Annotated in this window: 19 protein-coding genes; 8 read left to right on the top strand and 11 right to left on the bottom strand. The window is 52.7% G+C overall.

Going from position 1 to position 19,880, the window contains the following annotated elements:
• The first annotated feature begins 91 nt into the window (after positions 1 to 91).
• The 3 genes from metH to AC5JPW_RS13710 all read left to right on the top strand — a co-directional run bounded on the left by metH (position 92) and on the right by AC5JPW_RS13710 (position 7,017).
• Positions 92 to 3,775: a methionine synthase gene (gene metH, locus AC5JPW_RS13720; protein ID WP_494241063.1), complete on the top strand. Its 3,684-nt coding sequence runs from the start codon at positions 92 to 94 to the stop codon at positions 3,773 to 3,775.
• A 526-nt stretch (positions 3,776 to 4,301) separates the two neighbouring features.
• Positions 4,302 to 5,585 (top strand): HAAAP family serine/threonine permease, encoded by a 1,284-nt coding sequence (locus AC5JPW_RS13715; protein ID WP_494241061.1) that lies wholly within the window; start codon positions 4,302 to 4,304, stop codon positions 5,583 to 5,585.
• A gap of 64 nt (positions 5,586 to 5,649) precedes the next feature.
• Positions 5,650 to 7,017 carry an L-serine ammonia-lyase gene (locus AC5JPW_RS13710; protein ID WP_494241060.1) on the top strand — a complete coding sequence of 456 codons (1,368 nt, stop codon included), beginning with the start codon at positions 5,650 to 5,652 and terminating at the stop codon, positions 7,015 to 7,017.
• 58 nt (positions 7,018 to 7,075) lie between these two features.
• On the opposite strand, the gene AC5JPW_RS13705 is transcribed toward AC5JPW_RS13710, so the two are convergent.
• Positions 7,076 to 7,522, bottom strand: coding sequence for a helix-turn-helix domain-containing protein (locus tag AC5JPW_RS13705; RefSeq protein WP_494241059.1), 447 nt, complete (start codon positions 7,520 to 7,522; stop codon positions 7,076 to 7,078).
• A 298-nt stretch (positions 7,523 to 7,820) separates the two neighbouring features.
• On the opposite strand from AC5JPW_RS13705, the gene AC5JPW_RS13700 reads away from it, so the two are divergent.
• The 4 genes from AC5JPW_RS13700 (at position 7,821) to AC5JPW_RS13685 (ending at position 10,766) form a co-directional block, all read left to right on the top strand.
• Positions 7,821 to 8,261: a hypothetical protein gene (locus AC5JPW_RS13700; RefSeq protein ID WP_494241057.1), complete on the top strand. Its 441-nt coding sequence runs from the start codon at positions 7,821 to 7,823 to the stop codon at positions 8,259 to 8,261.
• Positions 8,262 to 8,394: 133 nt separating this feature from the next.
• On the top strand, positions 8,395 to 10,032 hold the full coding sequence (locus AC5JPW_RS13695; protein ID WP_494241056.1) for a Na/Pi cotransporter family protein: 1,638 nt from the start codon (positions 8,395 to 8,397) through the stop codon (positions 10,030 to 10,032).
• A 123-nt stretch (positions 10,033 to 10,155) separates the two neighbouring features.
• Positions 10,156 to 10,449, top strand: a complete 294-nt coding sequence (locus AC5JPW_RS13690; protein ID WP_494241055.1) for a type II toxin-antitoxin system CcdA family antitoxin — start codon at positions 10,156 to 10,158, stop codon at positions 10,447 to 10,449.
• On the top strand, positions 10,449 to 10,766 hold the full coding sequence (locus AC5JPW_RS13685) for a CcdB family protein (RefSeq protein WP_494241053.1): 318 nt from the start codon (positions 10,449 to 10,451) through the stop codon (positions 10,764 to 10,766). Before AC5JPW_RS13690 ends, AC5JPW_RS13685 begins: the two co-directional genes overlap by 1 nt.
• Before the next feature lie 32 nt (positions 10,767 to 10,798).
• Here AC5JPW_RS13685 and AC5JPW_RS13680 read toward each other — a convergent pair whose 3' ends face one another.
• From AC5JPW_RS13680 to AC5JPW_RS13645, 8 genes are all read right to left on the bottom strand, one after another.
• Positions 10,799 to 11,611 (bottom strand): shikimate 5-dehydrogenase, encoded by an 813-nt coding sequence (locus AC5JPW_RS13680; protein ID WP_494241051.1) that lies wholly within the window; start codon positions 11,609 to 11,611, stop codon positions 10,799 to 10,801.
• Positions 11,604 to 12,833 (bottom strand): L-sorbose 1-phosphate reductase, encoded by a 1,230-nt coding sequence (gene sorE / locus AC5JPW_RS13675; protein ID WP_494241050.1) that lies wholly within the window; start codon positions 12,831 to 12,833, stop codon positions 11,604 to 11,606. Before sorE ends, AC5JPW_RS13680 begins: the two co-directional genes overlap by 8 nt.
• 49 nt (positions 12,834 to 12,882) lie before the next feature.
• Positions 12,883 to 13,707: a PTS system mannose/fructose/sorbose family transporter subunit IID gene (locus tag AC5JPW_RS13670; protein ID WP_458044873.1), complete on the bottom strand. Its 825-nt coding sequence runs from the start codon at positions 13,705 to 13,707 to the stop codon at positions 12,883 to 12,885.
• A gap of 11 nt (positions 13,708 to 13,718) precedes the next feature.
• Positions 13,719 to 14,516: a PTS mannose/fructose/sorbose transporter subunit IIC gene (locus AC5JPW_RS13665; protein WP_494241048.1), complete on the bottom strand. Its 798-nt coding sequence runs from the start codon at positions 14,514 to 14,516 to the stop codon at positions 13,719 to 13,721.
• A gap of 67 nt (positions 14,517 to 14,583) precedes the next feature.
• Entirely contained in the window at positions 14,584 to 15,078 is a 495-nt protein-coding gene (locus AC5JPW_RS13660; protein ID WP_494241046.1) for a PTS sugar transporter subunit IIB, read from the bottom strand.
• Positions 15,078 to 15,485 carry a mannose/fructose/sorbose PTS transporter subunit IIA gene (locus AC5JPW_RS13655; RefSeq protein WP_494241045.1) on the bottom strand — a complete coding sequence of 136 codons (408 nt, stop codon included), beginning with the start codon at positions 15,483 to 15,485 and terminating at the stop codon, positions 15,078 to 15,080. Before AC5JPW_RS13655 ends, AC5JPW_RS13660 begins: the two co-directional genes overlap by 1 nt.
• Positions 15,486 to 15,494: 9 nt before the next feature.
• A complete protein-coding gene (locus AC5JPW_RS13650) occupies positions 15,495 to 16,301 on the bottom strand; it encodes an SDR family oxidoreductase (RefSeq protein ID WP_494241043.1) in 807 nt (268 codons plus the stop codon).
• A gap of 70 nt (positions 16,302 to 16,371) precedes the next feature.
• Entirely contained in the window at positions 16,372 to 17,319 is a 948-nt protein-coding gene (locus AC5JPW_RS13645; RefSeq protein ID WP_494241224.1) for a sugar-binding transcriptional regulator, read from the bottom strand.
• A 348-nt stretch (positions 17,320 to 17,667) separates the two neighbouring features.
• Between AC5JPW_RS13645 and rluF the strand changes: the two genes are divergently transcribed.
• Complete coding sequence (gene rluF / locus AC5JPW_RS13640) at positions 17,668 to 18,549, top strand: 23S rRNA pseudouridine(2604) synthase RluF (RefSeq protein ID WP_494241042.1); 882 nt, start codon at positions 17,668 to 17,670, stop codon at positions 18,547 to 18,549.
• On the opposite strand, the gene AC5JPW_RS13635 is transcribed toward rluF, so the two are convergent.
• On the bottom strand, positions 18,546 to 18,818 hold the full coding sequence (locus AC5JPW_RS13635; protein WP_494241040.1) for a YjbD family protein: 273 nt from the start codon (positions 18,816 to 18,818) through the stop codon (positions 18,546 to 18,548). The two genes, rluF and AC5JPW_RS13635, sit on opposite strands and share 4 nt — an antisense overlap.
• Positions 18,819 to 18,909: 91 nt before the next feature.
• Entirely contained in the window at positions 18,910 to 19,851 is a 942-nt protein-coding gene (gene panS, locus AC5JPW_RS13630) for a ketopantoate/pantoate/pantothenate transporter PanS (RefSeq protein ID WP_494241038.1), read from the bottom strand.
• Between the last annotated feature and the right edge of the window lie 29 nt (positions 19,852 to 19,880).

Here is a 19,880-nt window from a genome sequence, read left to right as displayed (position 1 = left end):
TGTTACCCCTCTCTGACTTTTCCGACCTGACAGTTTGTGCCAGTATGTCCTGCTGGCCTTTTGGCCTGGTTGAGCGTCGTCGGGAGCACGTGTGAGCAGCAAAGTTGAGCAACTGAAGCAGCAATTAAATGAACGTATTCTGGTTCTGGATGGGGGCATGGGCACCATGATCCAGAATCAACGTCTGAGTGAGCAGGATTTTCGCGGTGAGCGTTTTGCCGACTGGCCCTGTGACCTTAAAGGTAACAATGACTTACTGGTTATTACTCAGCCAGAGGTGATTGCGACTATCCACTCTGCCTATTTCGCGGCGGGTGCGGATATCATTGAAACCAACACCTTTAACTCGACGACGATCGCGATGGCGGATTACCAGATGGAATCCCTGTCCGCGGAAATCAACTTTGCCGCAGCGAAGCTGGCGCGCGCCTGCGCCGATGAATGGACCGCCCGCACGCCGGAAAAACCGCGCTACGTTGCCGGTGTTCTCGGCCCGACCAACCGCACCGCGTCTATCTCGCCGGACGTTAACGACCCGGCGTTTCGTAACATCACCTTTGATGGGCTGGTGGAGGCTTACCGCGAATCAACCAAAGCGCTGGTGGAGGGAGGCAGTGACCTCATCCTGATTGAGACGGTTTTCGATACGCTCAACGCGAAAGCCGCGATTTTTGCGGTGAAAGAAGAATTTGAAGCCCTGGGCGTTGACCTGCCGATCATGATTTCCGGCACCATTACCGATGCCTCTGGCCGAACGCTATCCGGGCAGACGACTGAAGCCTTTTATAACTCTCTGCGCCACGCCGATGCGCTCACCTTTGGCCTGAACTGTGCCCTGGGGCCGGATGAACTGCGTCAGTATGTACAGGAATTGTCACGCATTGCGGAATGTTATGTCACCGCGCACCCGAACGCCGGTCTGCCAAACGCCTTTGGTGAGTACGATCTCGATGCAGAAACCATGGCGGAACAGATTCGTGAGTGGGCCGAAGCGGGCTTCCTGAATATCGTGGGTGGCTGCTGTGGCACCACGCCTGAACACATCAAAGCGATGAGCGATGCGGTCGCAGGCTTGCCGCCGCGTGCGCTGCCTGACCTGCCGGTTGCCTGCCGCCTGGCGGGTCTGGAGCCGCTGAACATTGGCGATGACAGCCTGTTTGTGAACGTGGGTGAACGTACTAACGTTACCGGTTCGGCGAAATTTAAGCGCCTCATTAAAGAAGAGAAGTACAACGAAGCGCTGGATGTTGCGCGCCAGCAGGTCGAAAGCGGTGCGCAGATTATTGATATCAACATGGATGAGGGGATGCTCGACGCCGAAGCGGCGATGGTGCGTTTCCTCAATCTGATCGCCGGTGAGCCGGACATCGCCCGTGTGCCGATCATGATTGACTCCTCGAAGTGGGAGGTCATCGAAAAAGGGCTGAAATGCATTCAGGGCAAAGGCATCGTTAACTCCATCTCAATGAAAGAGGGGATTGATGTCTTTATCCATCACGCGAAGCTGGTACGCCGTTACGGTGCCGCGATGGTGGTGATGGCCTTTGACGAAGTCGGCCAGGCGGATACCCGCGAGCGCAAAATCGAGATTTGCCGCCGGGCGTACAACATTCTGACCAAAGAGGTGGGATTCCCGCCGGAAGACATCATCTTTGACCCGAATATCTTCGCGGTGGCGACCGGGATAGAAGAGCATAACAACTACGCGCAGGACTTTATTGGTGCCTGCGAAGACATCAAACGCGAGTTGCCTCATGCGCTGATCTCCGGTGGCGTTTCCAACGTGTCGTTCTCGTTCCGCGGTAATGACCCTGTGCGTGAGGCGATCCACGCCGTCTTCCTTTATTACGCCATCCGCAATGGCATGGATATGGGGATTGTGAACGCAGGGCAGCTGGCGATTTACGACGACCTGCCTGCTGAACTGCGCGATGCGGTTGAAGATGTGATCCTCAACCGCCGTGACGACGGCACCGAACGTTTGCTCGAGCTGGCGGAAAAATATCGTGGCAGCAAAACCGACGATACCGCCAATGCACAGCAGGCGGAATGGCGTAGTTGGGATGTGAAAAAGCGTCTTGAGTACTCACTGGTCAAAGGCATCACTGAATTCATTGAGCTGGACACCGAAGAGGCCCGTCAGCAGTCAGCACGCCCAATTGAGGTGATTGAAGGCCCGCTGATGGACGGGATGAACGTGGTCGGCGACCTGTTCGGCGAGGGCAAGATGTTCCTGCCGCAGGTGGTGAAATCGGCCCGCGTCATGAAACAGGCGGTGGCCTACCTCGAACCGTACATTGAAGCCAGCAAAGAGAAAGGCTCCAGCAACGGCAAGATGGTCATCGCGACCGTGAAAGGCGACGTCCACGACATCGGCAAAAATATCGTCGGCGTGGTACTGCAGTGTAATAACTACGAAATCATCGACCTCGGGGTCATGGTGCCGACGGAGAAAATCCTCAAGACCGCCCGTGAAGTGAATGCCGACCTGATTGGCCTGTCTGGCCTGATCACCCCGTCGCTTGATGAGATGGTGAACGTTGCCAAAGAGATGGAGCGCCAGGGCTTTACCCTGCCGTTGCTGATTGGCGGGGCAACCACGTCTAAAGCGCACACGGCGGTGAAGATCGAGCAGAACTACAGCGGTCCGACAGTCTACGTACAGAACGCCTCGCGCACCGTGGGCGTGGTGGCGGCACTGTTGTCGGAGACGCAACGGGATGACTTCGTGGCCCGTACCCGCAAAGAGTATGAAACCGTGCGCATTCAGCATGCACGTAAGAAACCGCGTACTCCACCGGTAACGCTGGCCGCCGCGCGTGAAAACGACCTCGCCTTTGACTGGGCAAGCTACACGCCGCCGGTTGCGCACAAGCTGGGTGTGCAGGAAGTGGAAGCCAGCATCGAAACGCTGCGCAACTACATCGACTGGACACCGTTCTTTATGACCTGGTCACTGGCCGGGAAGTACCCGCGTATCCTCGAAGATGAGGTAGTGGGAGAAGAAGCAAAACGCCTGTTCCAGGACGCCAACGACATGCTGGATATGCTCAGTCGTGAGAAGACCCTTAATCCGCGTGGTGTAGTGGGGCTGTTCCCGGCGAACCGCGTGGGTGACGATGTGGAAATCTATCGCGATGAAAGCCGCACCCAGGTCCTGACCGTGGGGCGTCATCTGCGTCAGCAAACGGAGAAAGTGGGCTTCGCGAACTACTGTCTTGCCGATTTCATTGCACCGAAATTTAGCGGAAAAGAAGACTACATTGGTGCCTTTGCCGTCACCGGTGGTCTCGAAGAGGATGCGCTGGCCGAGGCTTACAATGCGCAGCACGATGATTACAATAAAATCATGGTGAAAGCGGTGGCAGACCGCCTGGCCGAAGCCTTTGCGGAGTATCTGCATGAGCGCGTGCGTAAGGTCTACTGGGGCTACGCGCCGAATGAGAACCTCAGCAATGAGGAGCTGATCCGCGAGAACTATCAAGGGATTCGTCCGGCACCGGGTTACCCAGCCTGCCCGGAGCATACCGAGAAAGGCACCATCTGGGAACTACTGGATGTGGAAACCCACACTGGCATGAAGCTGACCGAGTCCTTCGCCATGTGGCCGGGCGCATCGGTCTCCGGCTGGTACTTCAGCCATCCTGACAGCAAATATTTCGCCGTGGCGCAGCTTCAGCGCGATCAGGTGGAAGATTATGCCCGTCGTAAAGGGATGTCGACCCAGGAAGTGGAACGTTGGCTGGCGCCGAACCTGGGATACGACGCGGACTAAGAATCAGGCCCATTAGGCTATCTTGCTTGCCAGTTTGAACCTGGGCAGTGCTCAAAATCCTCACGTACTCTGTGTACGCTCCGGTTTTTGCGCGCTGTCCGCGTTCAAACTCTCTGCGCCGATTACGCCAACTGGGCCGGATTCTGCCCTCTTTTTCTTTAACTGAATCGCTCAGCAAGCCATGTCTTTATTGTTCAGAGCCTTTGGATAAAATGCAGAGTTATTATTTTATTAATCGTATGACAATTATAATTGTCATTAGCAGTCTTAGAATATATAACTATAGAAAGTATTAATCCGCGCTGTAATTAATAATGTATTAGAAATGATACCTCAAATTAATATCAAAAATAAGGTACTATTTTTGATACCTTAAAAGTCACCTCTCTAAATCAGGTTATGTGATCGCTGTAAATAACTAAGCTTAGTCTTATTTAATAAAATAGCAAAATAAAGACAGCGTTCTTATTTCATGAATATAAGCCAAATTATTTTTGGCTCAAATATCTATTACAGAGGCCATATTATGGAAAACGTTCAAAGTACTCTTGTCACGCGTGAAGGCAGTGGCTGGAGAAAAAGTGATACCGTCTGGATGCTGGGCCTGTACGGTACTGCGATTGGTGCAGGCGTACTTTTCCTGCCCATTAACGCCGGTGTGGGCGGTTTAATTCCGTTAATTATTATGGCCCTGTTGGCCTTCCCGATGACTTTCTTTGCTCACCGTGGTTTAACCCGTTTTGTTCTCTCCGGTAAAAACCCAGGTGAAGATATTACCGAAGTGGTGGAAGAACATTTTGGTGTGGGTGCAGGTAAACTGATTACCCTGCTTTACTTCTTCGCGATTTACCCGATTCTGTTGGTGTACAGCGTGGCTATCACTAACACCGTCGACAGCTTTATTACCCATCAGTTGGGTCTGGTGTCCCCGCCGCGTGCGATTCTGTCGCTGATCCTGATTATTGGCATGATGGGCATCGTGCGCTTTGGCGAGAAGATGATCGTCAAAGCGATGAGCGTACTGGTCTTCCCGTTTGTTGCAGCACTCATGATGCTGGCGCTGTACCTGATCCCACAATGGAATGGTGCGGTTCTCGACACCCTCTCTCTGAGCAGCGCAGCACCAACCGGGCACGGCCTGTGGATGACCCTGTGGCTGGCAATTCCGGTTATGGTGTTCTCTTTTAACCACTCACCGATTATCTCCTCCTTTGCGGTCGCAAAACGTGAAGAGTACGGTCAGGACGCTGAGCGTAAATGCTCCCGCATTCTGGGCTTCGCACACATCATGATGGTGCTGACAGTGATGTTCTTCGTGTTCAGCTGCGTCCTGAGCCTGTCGCCGGAAAACCTGGCCGAAGCCAAAGCACAGAACATTTCGATTCTCTCTTACCTGGCAAACCACTTTAATGCACCGGTGATTGCCTGGATGGCACCGATTATCGCCATGATCGCCATTACCAAATCCTTCCTCGGCCACTACCTGGGTGCACGTGAAGGCTTCAACGGCATGGTTATCAAGTCCCTGCGCGGTAAAGGCAAATCCATCGAACTCAACAAACTGAACAAAATTACCGCGCTGTTCATGCTGGTAACCACCTGGATTGTTGCCACCCTGAACCCGAGCATCCTCGGCATGATTGAGAATCTGGGTGGCCCGATTATCGCGGTTATTCTGTTCCTGATGCCGATGTATGCCATCAACAAAGTCCCGGCTATGCGCAAATACAGCGGCGCTATCAGCAACGTGTTTGTTGTCGCGATGGGTCTGATTGCTATCTCCGCTATTTTCTTCTCGCTGTTCAGCTAAGTTCCCCGCGCCGCCTGACTCGGGCGGCGCATCCGTTTTGCTCAGTAACTCGCATGGGTGCCACATGATTAGTGTTTTCGATATTTTCAAAATCAGCATCGGACCGTCCAGTTCGCATACCGTCGGGCCAATGAAAGCGGGAAAACAGTTTGTTGATACCCTGCAGGAAAAAGGTCTGTTACATAAAGTCACCCGGCTGGTGGTCGATGTTTACGGTTCTCTTTCATTAACCGGGAAAGGTCATCACACCGATATCGCGATTATTCTTGGGCTCTCCGGCTATTTACCGGAGACGGTCGATATCGATGCTATTCCGGGTATTATTCGTGACGTTAATACCCATCAGCGTCTGTTTATCGAAGAAGGAAAACGCGAAATTCAGTTCCCGGTGGTGGAATGCATGCGTTTTCACAATGAGTTCCTGCCGCTACATGAAAACGGTATGAGTATTACGGCATTCTGCGATGGCAAAATTGCCCATTTCCAGACCTATTATTCCATCGGCGGCGGTTTTATTGTCACCGAAGAAAACTTTGGCAAGAGCCAGGATGCGGATATCGACATCCCGTTCCCATTCTATTCTGCCCGTAATTTGCTGGCACACTGCCACGATAATTGCCTGTCCATCTCTGCCGTAATGATGAAAAACGAAATTGCCCGTCACGGTCGCGATAACGTTGAACAGAATATGGCGAAGATCTGGGAGACCATGCGTAACGCCATTACTCGTGGGATGAGTACCGAAGGCATTCTGCCTGGCCCACTGAAAGTGCCGCGTCGCGCCTCTGCGCTGCATCGTGTCCTGGCTCCGCAAAGCCATTCCATGAACCCGTTAAGTGCGATGGACTGGGTCAATATGTTTGCCATGGCTGTCGGTGAAGAGAATGCGGCGGGTGGGCGTGTGGTCACCGCACCGACCAACGGGGCATGCGGGATCATCCCTGCGGTTCTGGCCTACTACGATCGCTTTATCAAAACCGTGACGCCGGAAATCTACATGCGCTACTTCCTGACCGCAGGCGCGGTAGGCATCCTCTATAAGATGAACGCCTCGATTTCCGGTGCGGAAGTAGGCTGTCAGGGTGAGGTTGGAGTGGCGTGTTCAATGGCGTCTGCGGGTCTGGCAGAGTTGTTGGGCGGCAGCCCGGAGAAGGTCTGCATCGCTGCTGAAATCGGCATGGAGCACAATCTGGGGCTGACCTGCGACCCGGTGGCCGGGCAGGTTCAGGTTCCGTGCATTGAGCGTAACGCGATTGCGTCTGTCAAGGCGATTAACTCTGCGAGTATGGCGATGTACCGCACCAGCGACCCGAAAGTGTCACTGGATAAAGTTATCGAAACCATGTTTGAAACCGGCAAAGATATGAACGCGAAATACCGTGAAACGGCGCGTGGTGGGTTAGCCATCAAAGTGGCTGTCTGCGAGTCCTGAGCACCCTAAAAAAAATCGCCTGCATGGCAGGCGATTTCCTTTCTGAAACCTTCTGTTGTTAATCTTTCTTATCTGTATCCGGTGCCTGATGCGACCACACCACGCTATGCGAAGCGGACGAAGTGTACCATTCGTTGATGGTGGAGTTGGCGTCGTTCTTTTGTTCCGCATCAGCAGCAAACTTCTCCTTCGCTGGATTGGACTGCTTTTTGCGAATGCGGATACGGGCCGGGACAGCGGCGTTAATCTGCGCATTGAAAGCACGAATGTGCGAGTCGTATAAAATGGATTCCAACTGATGCAGGCGATCAAGGCCCCGAAGAATGCCAATCAGCGTGCTGAGGGTGACGGATTCACCCAGTTCGACGCGCTTGATGGTGGCTGCACCCACCTGGGCACGTTCCGCCAGCTCAATCTGCGACAGGCCGAGTTGCATACGGGTTTCTTTAATTCTGCGGCACAATTCGGAGATAATTTCACTGTCGGACATTGTACTGAAGCGCATTTCCATTCCTCAACTGCGTGGTCTTTCAGGGATGATTATTTAACATAATAAATTATAAATAAAGCGGATAATTTTAAATTTGCGATGATAACAACACTGTTTTTTCTTTAACAAAGTTTCTACAGAAGAGACAGTTATTAACCGCAAATATCAAAAAGAGAGGGTCGAAAATAGATCCTTTTATTAATCTTATTTCTCGTCGGCAACAGATGGTGTCTGCCATTTTTTATCTCATCATGACATTATTCCCATTATACTGAGCGGAAACATTTTGGTATGACAAGGATGAATTAATTATATGAGTCATAAAGATAAAATATTTATTTTTTGGGGTGGGATGGATGTTCTGGCCATCGCCAGTTATCTTTTCTTTTCACTGAGTATGGGCAACATACCGTTCTGGTCCGATATCCAGCACTTTTACGCCAACCTGTCGTTTATGGAGGTGAGAGGGGCGACCGGGATTTTGCTGCAGTGTATCTTTTTTATCTATCTGGGGCTGATGGTTACACTTTTTATCTCTGCCTGGTGTTTTCTTAAGAAAAGGGAGATCAGTTTTCTCTTCATCACCTTGCAGGAAGTGATGCGAATATTTTCCCTTAGCTGCTCTGTCGCTATCTTCCCGCTCATTCTGCGCTTTTTGCAAATTGAAGAGGCGCTTGTCGCCTTTATCCTGTTTGCGGTTTCGGAAGTACTGAAGATAGGCTCGTTATTCTGGCTCAGAAAACAGAATTGTTAACACAATGTTGAATTCCACTGTCTCTTTATTGCCGTTAAGCCTTTATACTGAAGTTAAATATTTTTCTGCTAATGCCTGATGTGACAGGCTGGAACATGAAGGGAATCGACAACAATAAGGAGAATTTGTACTCGTGTTAATTTTGCTTCACTTACTCTCTTCCGTCGCCCTGCTGGTGTGGGGCACACACATTGTGCGTACCGGTGTGATGCGTGTGTTTGGCGCTCGTTTACGTACTGTCCTCAGCCGCAGCGTTGAGAAAAAAACACTCGCCTTTAGCGCCGGGATTGGTGTGACCGCCCTGGTGCAAAGCAGCAACGCCACCACTATGCTGGTGACTTCGTTTGTGGCCCAGGATCTGGTCGCGCTGGCGCCGGCACTGGTGATTGTACTGGGCGCTGACGTCGGGACCGCGCTGATGGCCCGCGTGCTTACCTTCGACCTGTCATGGCTGTCGCCACTGCTGATTTTTGTCGGCGTGATCTTCTTCCTCGGGCGCAAACAGACGCGTGAAGGACAACTGGGGCGTGTGAGCATTGGCCTGGGCCTGATTCTGCTGGCGCTGGAGCTTATCGTACAGGCGGTAACGCCCATCACCCAGGCCAACGGCGTTCAGGTGATCTTTGCCTCGCTGACGGGCGACATCATGCTGGATGCACTGATTGGTGCAGTCTTTGCCATTATCAGCTACTCAAGTCTGGCTGCTGTACTGCTGACGGCAACTCTGACCACGGCAGGTATCATCTCCTTCCCGGTCGCCCTCTGCCTGGTGATTGGCGCGAACCTTGGTTCTGGTCTGTTGGCGATGCTGAACAACAGCGCGGCCAATGCAGCGGCACGGCGCGTGGCGCTGGGCAGCCTGCTCTTCAAGCTGGTGGGCAGTTTTGCAATCCTGCCGTTTGTCCATATGCTGGCAAACCTGATGGACGGTATACCGCTGCCGAAAGCCGAGCTGGTTATCTACTTCCACGTCTTCTACAACCTGATTCGCTGCCTGGTGATGGTGCCCTTTGTTGGCGCGATGGCGACTTTCTGTGAACGGTTGATTCGCGATGAACCCGAGCTGGATGCGAGGCTTAAACCGAAGCATCTGGACAGCTCTGCACTCGACACGCCAACCCTTGCGCTGGCTAATGCGGCCAGGGAGACGTTGCGTATTGGTGATGCGATGGAGCTGATGCTGGAAGGACTGTACAAGGTGATGCACGGTGAGCCGCGGCAGGAAAAAGATCTGCGTAAGCTCGCCGATGATATCAACGTACTCTACACCGCCATCAAACTCTATCTGGCGCGGATGCCGAAAGAGGAGTTGGCAGAGGAGGAGTCGAAGCGCTGGGCTGAAATCATAGAGATGTCCCTTAACCTTGAGCAAGCGTCCGATATCGTCGAGCGCATGGGAAGCGAAATTGCCGATAAATCACTGGCTGCCCGCCGGGCGTTCTCGGTTGAAGGGCTGAAAGAGCTGGATGCGCTCTATGAGCAGTTGCTCATCAATCTGAAGCTGGCGATGTCGGTCTTTTTCTCCGGCGATGTCACCAGCGCCCGTCGCCTTCGTCGCAGCAAACACCGCTTCCGCATCCTCAACCGACGCTACTCCCACGCCCACGTTGACCGCTTGCATCAGCAAAACGTGCAGAGTATCGAAACCAGTTCGCTGCATATGGGCTTGCTGGGCGACATGAAACGTCTCAATTCGCTGTTCTGTTCCGTAGCCTACAGCGTGCTGGAACAACCCGATGACGATGACGATGACGACAAGGATACGTATTAAGGGCTGAGTGGCCGGGTAGAAAATTAAACAGGAAAGCGCCTCGCATAATTGACGTGTGGGGCGTGACTGCTCAGTACTCATTGAATAGCATCATGTAAAAATTCAGGGATGGAGAAATAGAAAATGCAGGCTGACTACGCTAGTCTTAGACAATTCATGCGCATTACAATGGGGGTCATCATGCGCACTGCGTCTGGTTTAAAAAAATCCGTAAATGTTTCGTTATCGCCTGAAATTCTTGAGGAAGCCCGCAAGCTTAAAATCAATTTATCTGCGGTATTAACGGAAGCGCTAATTGAAAAGTTCCGTGAGAATAAGCGTGATGAATGGCTACGTGAAAACAAAAAATCTATCGATGCTGTTAATAACTGGGTTGAAGAAAATGGTTCATTCAGTGATTTCCAACGGTCATTCTGATGGAGCAGTTTCATGCTTATGAAAACAGGGGTAACGGGAAGCGTGTTTACCCTATTCTGATTAATCTTCAACATCCTGTTGCCAACGTGCTTAAGCACGTTCTGGTCGCTCCAGCTATTGAGCTTGCCAGTCTTTCAGGAGCTTCTCCTCCTGCAAAAATCTGCCCCGTTGTAGAGATAAATGACAAGCCTTATGTCGTGATGATGCACCTGATGGCAGGTATATCTGTAAAAGAGATGGGTGAACGAGTGGCAGATTTGTCACATGTCAGGCTGGCATTTACAGGTGCAATGGATTTTCTCGTTAATGGTTATTAGAGCACCTTCCCTGGTGCTCTATATTGATTCCATCACCCCGCTCTGGCAAAAGCCGATGCTTCAGCAATAAGTCCGGCATCCGGGCGAACGCCGGTGTACATCGCAAATTGCTCGACGGCCTGCAGGGCAATGACTTCCGCGCCACTGATGGTCTTTTTCCCTAACCGCTGCGCCAGACGAATCACCGGAGTTTCTGCGGGCAGGGCGACAACGTCAAAGACGACGCTGGCGTGTGCGACCATCGTTTCACTGAAGGAAAGTGCTTCGCTCTCTTTGCCACCAGCCATACCGACGGGCGTCACATTGACCAGAATATCAGTGCGGATCCCCTCTGGCTGAGGCTGCCACTGAAAACCATACTGGCGGGCCAGCGCCGTGCCACTTTCATGATTGCGGGCAGCGATGATTACGTCGCGAAAAGCGGCGTCACGAAAGGCGGCGATCACCGCTTTGCCCATCCCGCCGCTGCCCCGAATCATCACCCGAGCGCTTGTATCAAGCTGGTGGCTGGCTATCAGGCTCTTGACTGCAATGTAATCGGTGTTGAAGCCCGTCAGGTGCCCATCGTCATTGACGATGGTATTCACCGAATCAATCACTTTTGCTGAAGGATCGATGGTATTCAGAAAGGACATGCAGCTCTCTTTGAACGGCATTGAGACCGCACAGCCACGAATACCCAGCGCACGTACCCCTTTCACTGCCGCCTCGATATCCTGGGTGGTGAAGGCTTTGTAGATAAAGTTGAGTCCCAGTTTTTCATACAGATAGTTGTGAAAACGGGTACCAAAGTTCCCCGGGCGTCCCGCAAGAGAAATGCAGAGCAGCGTGTCGCGGTTAATCATGGTTAATCTCCTCCGCGTGGGCCAGCAGATACTGTTCGGCTTCCCCGGACCAGATGCCCTGATGGCGCTCAACGATGGCAGCAAGTTCAGGGTCAACAATCTGTTTCAGTGAGGTCAGCGGCAGGTATCTCCCGGTATAAACCAGCTTTTTACCCCCACCAACGGACGGGAGTTCGAGGGTGGTTTCACCCGCAGCATTGAGGCCGAGAATATGGGTGACTACTTTTGCCGCCTGCACTTTCTTCTCTTCAATGAGCTTCACCGCTGCACGCATATCGTCGGTGTTACCGCCGGAAGTACCAACATAGTGAGTAAAGGCGTAATGCACATCGTAGAAATTCACCGGGGCACTGAACTGTTTGTCTTGCGGACCGGCAAAGAAATTCATGCAGCCGTCCGGGGCGAGCAGTGACGAGGCCAGGGTGACCAGGGCTTCATTGGGAACGAAGACAAAAATATCGTCGAAACCATGACCGCCGCTGAGTGACATCAGTGTGTCAAACGAGGCCGCCTGTGCGTGCAGATAATGAATCAGAGTCTGGGGTTCAGAAGGATAGTGTTTTCGGGCGTAGCTGAGTTTGTCGTTATTGGTGTCGGTGACCACCAGTAAAGACGGGTTAACCGGGCCGTGCAGCGCGTAGTCAATCGCCAGCAGCCCCATAGGCCCGGTGCCGCCCAGAATCAGCGTACGTCCCTGTGGGCGAATACCCATGTTGTGGTTGTAAGTGCCTTCCTGCAAGTGATAGTTGGCATTGAACGCGCCAATTACACAGGAGAGCGGCTCCACGAGCGAGCCTTCGAAATAGGTCTCGCCCTCGTATGCCAGCAGACAGTCCTGTTCCATCACCTCATCAGGAATAACCACGTGCGTGGCTTCGCCACCGACCCAAGGGAACGAATACCCGGGGCAATCCGGGCGATCCGGCAATTGCAGGTTGGCCTGAATCACATAACGCTGACCAGGCTGGAACTTGTGCTGCCATTTTTTGCCGACGGCCAGGATATCGCCGCAAAATTCATGGCCGATGATGATCGGATGGGTTGCCACATCATCCGGCACTTTTTTGTGGTCCTCGCCCAGATTGGCCTCTTTCCAGGAGGAGAGGCACAGGCTGTCGGTGACCACCGTTGCCAGAATTTCATCGTCCTGCATTTGTGGAAGTTCGAAGGTTTCCAGACGCAGATCGCGTTTGCCATACAGGCGTAGTGCTGTTGTTTTCATAAACCACCTTTTAGTGAGCGATGGCCCCGGCAGTCACCGGGGCGAAAAATCAGGACAGGAAGCCCAATGCGTTGCCAACGATCCCCAGACCAAAGAGGGCGAAAATCAGCCAGACCGGGTTCACTTTCTTGTTGAGCAGACGCACCATCAGCAGGGTCAGGCCCAGTGCCAGCAGGCCGGGGCAGAGCTGATCAAGGATGTTCTGCACGGTCATGGTGACCGTGGTGCCGTCTGCACCCGGGGTTTGTGACACCACCAGTGGTACATGGATGCTGGTCCATTTGGTGACCAACACACCCATCACAAACAGGCCGAGAATCGAGGCCCCTTCAGTGAGTTTTTGCAGCAGATTGCCGCCCATATCGCTGACGATATTGACCCCCTTACGAAAACCCAGTTGCAGGCCGTACCACTTCATGGCCAGACGTACCGCATTGAAAATAAAGAAGAACAACAAAGGGCCAAGCACATTGCCGGACAGCGCCAGCGAGGCACCGAGTGCGGCGGTTATCGGGCGCAGCGTGCCCCAAACCAGCGGATCGCCCACGCCAGCCAGCGGGCCCATCAGGCCAACTTTGATGCCGTTAATGGCCCCATCATCAATGTCTGCGCCATTGGCCCGCGCCTCTTCCATGGCTGCCGTCACGCCCAGTACCGGGCCGCAGACGGCGGGCGTGGTGTTAAAGAACACCAGGTGACGTTTCAGTGCAGCAACCTGGTCCTCTTTGAGCGGGTAGAGCCGCTTGATGGCGGGGATCATGTCGTAGCAAAATCCCAGGCCATGAATACGTTCGAAGTTGAACGACGCTTGTTGCAGGTTCGAGCGAACAAACATGCTGAACAGGTCGGATTTGGTCAGTTTTTTCTGTTCCATGATGGGCTCCGTTAGTCGTCAAGCTGGTCAAGGGCTGTGGCTGAAGAGGCTGCCGCTTGGGGTTCGGGTTTACGCCACTGTGGATTGAGCTGGATGTAAACGAGGGCAATAATCACCCCGACACCACCAAAGGCGAGCAGGCTGAAGTCGAGATATCCACCGGCCAGGAAGCCGAGGAAGAAGAAGGGCATCAGGTACTTCACACCCATCATGCGCAGCACCATGGCGTAGCCGACGACGACGATAAAACCCCCGGCAATCTGCAACCCACGGGTGACGAATTCCGGAATGGCATTCAACATATTGCTGACCATGTCGGCACTGACGAACAGCGACACCACCAGGGCTGGAATCGCCACGCGCAGAGCCTGAACACCCAGGGCGGAAACGTGCAACAGGTCGATGGTGCGAAAACGCGCCTCTTCTGCGGCTTTGTCTGCAGCATGCTGGAAGACCACGGTGATAGTGCGGGCAAAGACGGTGAGCACCTGGCCTGCTGCCGCGACGGGCAGGGCGATAGCGATTCCCGTGGCAATGCTCTGCTGGCCGACAATCACCAGAATGGCGGAGATGATGCTGGCAAGCGCGGAATCCGGGGATTGCGCGGCACCAACGTTCATCCAGCCAAGCGCAATCAACTCCAGCGTGCCGCCGAGCATGATGCCGGTTTTGAGATCGCCAAGAATCAAACCAATGACGGTACAGGCGATTAATGGTCGGTGAGTCTGGAACTCATCCAGAACACTGCCCATGCCGGCAATACAGGAAAAAAGAAATATAGCTATGATTTGTAGAGTACTGATTTCCATAATATGTCACCTTTGAGATATAGACATCCCTGCCTGTTACGGCATAAAACATACAGGCGATATTTTTTTATTCTGTTACGGCGATTTCTTTTATTTTGTCGAGAATATTAATCGAAGGGTCTGAGGCGACCACCCGTAAATCTAATTTCACGCCCATTTTATCCAGATCACGAAATGCCTGAATATCGTCATCATCCAAAGAAACGGCTTTGGTTAATTGTTTTTTGCCTGGTCGCCAGGCCATGCCGCCAATATTTAACGTGGCAATCTTCACGCCCTGGGAAACCATCTTTAAGGCGTCCTGTGGATTAGTGAAAAGATAAAATACCGTCTCATCTTTATATTGCGGGTTCAGGTAAACGGCGACGGCCTTCTCGATATTCACCACATTGACTTTCATGCCCGGCGGTGCCGCCTGGCGTAATAAAGTCCGACGTACTTCGTCGTTATAGACCTCGTCATTACAAATAATAATGCGTTGCGCGTTGGCCACCTTAGACCAGACGGTTGTCACCTGGCCGTGAATCAGGCGGTCATCAATGCGTGCCAGCGTAATGTTCATCAGAAATCCTCCTCGGCGGTTTCCAGTTGTTGCCAGACCACGCAGGTCTGGCGGGCGATGGTGGTCAGGTGTGTACAGAGTTCATCAATGTTCATCGTGGCCTGGTTGTCGACCAGTTCCAGCGCCAGTGGCAGAGAGAGACCACTGATGACACGCAGCCTGGGGTTGCGCATCGCAAGCGTTGCGGCGGCATTCCATGGGCTTCCACACTGTAAATCAACGGCAATGATCCATTCATCTTGTATGTGTGCGCTCACTAACTTATCGAGTTTTTCAGCAATATCACCTGCGTTCTCTCCGGGTACGAAAGCCACGGCGGTAACGTTGGTTTCGCCATAGACCATCTGTACGGATTCCAGCATGGCGCAGGCCAATTGCCCGTGTGCGCAGAAGATTGCATTCACCATAACGCCTCCTTAACCACGCGTTTTACCGCCCGCAATGTTAGTGGTTACTCCGGTGATGTAGCTGGCGCGCTCTGAAAGTAAATACGAAACAAAATCAGCCACTTCTGTCAGTCTTCCTGAGCGTCCAATGGGAATGGCGTTCTTTGTATAGCCGTCTCGTAGCTGCTCAACGGTGATATTGCGAGTCCAGGCCAGCGCTTCTTCATATTCGGGCGTGCGCAGGCCGGTTTTTTCCAGAATGCCAGGGGCGATACCCACCACACGGATGCCATGTTTACCCAATTCTTTCGACCAGGAGCGGGTAAAACTATTGAGTGCGGCCTTGGTGGCGGCATAGCAGCTCTGGCCCTCGGAACCTTCAAGACCACTTTCGGAAGAGACATTCACAATGACGCCGTCGCGCTGTTTAACCATCTGCCGCGCCACGGCCTGGGACATTAAAAAGACGCCTTTCTGGTTAATGTTGACCATTTTTTCAAAGGCCGCTTCGTTTAATTCATATTTTCCCGCTGGGGCTTTTTCATCGACCAGTAAACGAGGAAAATTGACACCGGCGTTATTTACCAGACCGTCAATTCGACCGAATTGCTGAATAATTTCGTCGACGGTATGGCTGACGTCACCCGCACTGGAAATATCCGTCGGCCAGAAATGGTAATGGTTATTTCCCTCATGCTGGCCTTCTCCTCCATGAATATCGGCCATTTGTACATTGGCACCTTGCGCTAATAATTCGTCAACAATTGCCAGACCAATACCGGATGCGCCTCCGGTGACAATAATGACTTTATCCTGCAGATTTAACCACGTTTGCATACCAGACTCCTGATTTAGGGCAAAGGGTTCCCCGCGCAATAATGATTGCGTTATTCACCCGATGAGAAATTTACTTCAACAATAATTCAGCGGTTTCGCGGTTGGTCACCAGACAGTTAATATATTTCCCGTGTAATGCACCGAGGATTCCGCTGTACTTTTCCTCCCCCATCGCAATACCGATAGAGTAACGCGCCTGCTTCAGGCGCTGCATTTCAATCGAGAGCGTTTTCTCGCTCATATTGGTTTCAACGGTCGCCCCGTTGATGTCGTAAAAACGTGAACAGATATCCCCCGCAACATGGCGTGCATGCAGGTCATCGCTCTCTTCGCTGCCGTAGAACGCATGCCAGTTGGCGCCGTCACGGATTGCTGGTGAGCCAATCCCCACCAGTGCGACATCGAGATTGCTCCAGTAGGCGGCGATAGTTTTAAAATGATGCGACTGCATAATGCCATTACGGATCAGTTCGTTATCGAGCAGGGCCGGGAAATCCGCCAGATGTGACTCCCCCTTTAAGCGCGCCGCTGCGCTGTAGGTCAACGTGTTCACGTGGTAGCGGCTTTCCAGTTTGCCGGACGGGCCGCCAATGATCGGTACGCAGATTAACTGCCGGGACTGGCTGGACTGCGGCAGATTTTCGACCAGCGATCGCACCGCACGCCCCCACGACAGGCCGATAATATCTCCCGGTGCCAGAAGGCGTTCCAGCAACTGCGCCCCTTGTTGGCCCATGGCGTTCAACTGGTCTTCTTCCTGCTCGGCTTCGCTGGAGGCAACGACCACCTCTTTTAACGCGAACTTCTGTTTGAGCTGCTGCTCCAGCCACAGATTCTCGTTGTAGTCATAATTGATAGCGATGGTCACAATCCCGTGCTCGCGTCCGCGTTTCAACAGGCGGCTGATGGTGGTGCGATAGATACCCAACTCGCGTGCAATCTGCGCCTGGGTCATGTCCTGCTCGTAATAGAGCTGGGCAATTTTTACAATCAACCGGATATCGTCACTGTTTTCCATCGTCATTTTTTTTCTCTGCACATTTGTGCAAATCGTGGTTGGCGTCTCTTGATCCGATATAACCCCATACCGTGGGAGTTTCAAAGGGATTTTCTGTTATTTCAGGCAGGTCAGACGCCCGATTGTGTTGCACAAATGATTATGCGCCGTTCATCGCTAAGCACCTTTGTGCTCGTGCTTCTAACCCGTTGATTCTGCATTTGTTCAACACACAAAGTTGCACGGCCTTTCAGGCATCACTTTTGTGTAGAAAAACGCGACGGATCACATTTAATTCGCGGGTGTTTGCGCGGAGGATTTTTTATCTGCGGCGAGGTGAGATATATTTCCCCGATTACAGGAGAATTTATGCTGCCAGACTCATCAATCCGATTAAATAAATACATTAGCGAAAGCGGAATCTGCTCGCGTCGCGAGGCCGATCGCTTCATTGAACAGGGCAACGTGTTCATCAATGGAAAGCGTGCCACCATTGGCGATCAGGTGTCCCCTGGTGACGTCGTGAAGGTCAACGGTCGGTTGATTGAGCCGCGTGAAGCAGAGGATTTGGTGTTTATCGCCCTGAACAAACCGGTCGGGATCGTCAGTACCACCGAGGACAGCGAGCGCGATAACATCGTTGATTTTGTTAACCACAGCAAACGCGTTTTCCCAATTGGCCGTCTCGATAAAGATTCCCAGGGGCTGATCTTCCTCACCAACCACGGCGACCTGGTGAACAAGATTTTGCGTGCCGGTAACGATCACGAAAAAGAGTATCTGGTCACGGTGGATAAACCCGTTACGGATGAATTTATTCGTGGGATGGGCGCAGGTGTGCCGATTCTGGGAACGGTAACGAAGAAGTGCAAAGTCAAAAAAGAGGCGCCGTTTGTCTTTCGAATTACCCTGATTCAGGGGCTTAACCGACAGATTCGCCGCATGTGCGAGCATTTTGGATTTGAAGTTACCAGGCTTGAGCGAACGCGCATCATGAACGTCGGCTTGTCGGGTCTGCCGCTCGGTGAATGGCGCGACCTGACCGATGATGAACTGATTGAGCTGTTCAAGCTGATTGAAAACTCATCTTCAGAAGCGAAGCCGAAGGCAAAAGCTAAACCTAAACCTAAGCCGAAAACCGCGGATATCAAGCGTCCGGTGGTGAAGATTGAAAAATCGGAAGAGAAATCACGCCCGGCCTCGAACGGTAAACGCTTTACCCAGCCGGGACGCAAGAAGAAAGGACGTTAACGCCTGCCGCGCGTTGAGGTGCTGGCCGACCACGAAAAGGTGGTCGCTTCATCCGGTTTATAAGCCTGCTTTTTCTTTGTCTGGCGGGCTTTTTTTGCTTCTGCTTCCCGTTCAACCATCAGTTTGTCGATGTACTCTTTCTTCACGCTATTGGTTTCAGCGTTGGTCAACACACGCCCGTGCGCAATGCGTGCGCGATCCAGTAGCGTTTTCAACTCACGCTGTTCACGCTCGGTCATCTCTTTTTGGGTAATGCGGGGGAGTGCCATTGGAGTGCCCTCATAGGAAAGATAATTCAGTGTACGGCAATGCGGCATCGCTAACTATGATAAAAGCCGGGTATACCCGGCATTGTACTGATTACCCTTTCTTCACCGCATCCTGCGGTTTTTCCTTGATAGGCTTACCGGACCAGTAACCTGCCAGCAGAGAACCGGACAGATTGTGCCACACCGAGAACAGCGCACCCGGCAGGGCTGCCAGTGGTGAGAAGTAAATTTTACCAAGTGCTGCCGCCAGCCCAGAGTTCTGCATGCCGACTTCAATAGCCAGCGTACGACAGGTGGATTCGTCAAAACCAAACAGGCGTCCACCCCAGTAACCACACAGCAAGCCGATACTGTTATGCAAAATCACCGCAACAATCACCACCAGACCCACTGACGCAATGTGCGACGCTGAACCGGCTACCACGGCGCTGATGATCGCCAGAATGCAGACCATCGAGAAGGCAGGCAGGTAAGGTTCCACAGCTTTAACCACACGTGGGAACAGATGATGGACAATCAAACCGAGGCCAATCGGAATGACCACAATTTGCAGAATACTGAGCAGCATGCCCATCACATCCACCTGAATATGTGCATCCACATAGAGACGAGTCAGCAGCGGCGTGGCGACCACGCCAACCAGCGTGGAGACCGATGAGATGGTGACGGATAGCGCCACATCGCCCTTCGCCAGAAAGATCATCACGTTGGAAGCCGTGCCGCTTGCCACGCTACCGACCAGCACCATCCCGGCAGAGAGATCCGGTGGCATTTTGAAGATCATCGCCAGTAGCCAGGCGGCCAGCGGCATCACGAGGTAGTGAAGGAAGGTGCCAGCAGCCACCGGGGCCGGGCGTGACAGCACGCGCTTGAAGTCTTCAATTTTCAGGTGCACGCCCATGCCAAACATAATCAACATGAGCAGCGTGGTGACCCAGGGGCCGATAGGAGTGAAGGTTGTTGGCGTATAGTAAGCAACCACAGAGAGCAGCAGTGCCCATAACGGGAACAGCCGGGTGAGAACGGCGAGCATAGTTTTTCCTTGTAACGCGTTGTGTTGTG

It is taken from the genome of Phytobacter sp. (assembly GCF_059074235.1).
This window is presented reverse-complemented; position numbering and strand designations above follow the sequence as displayed.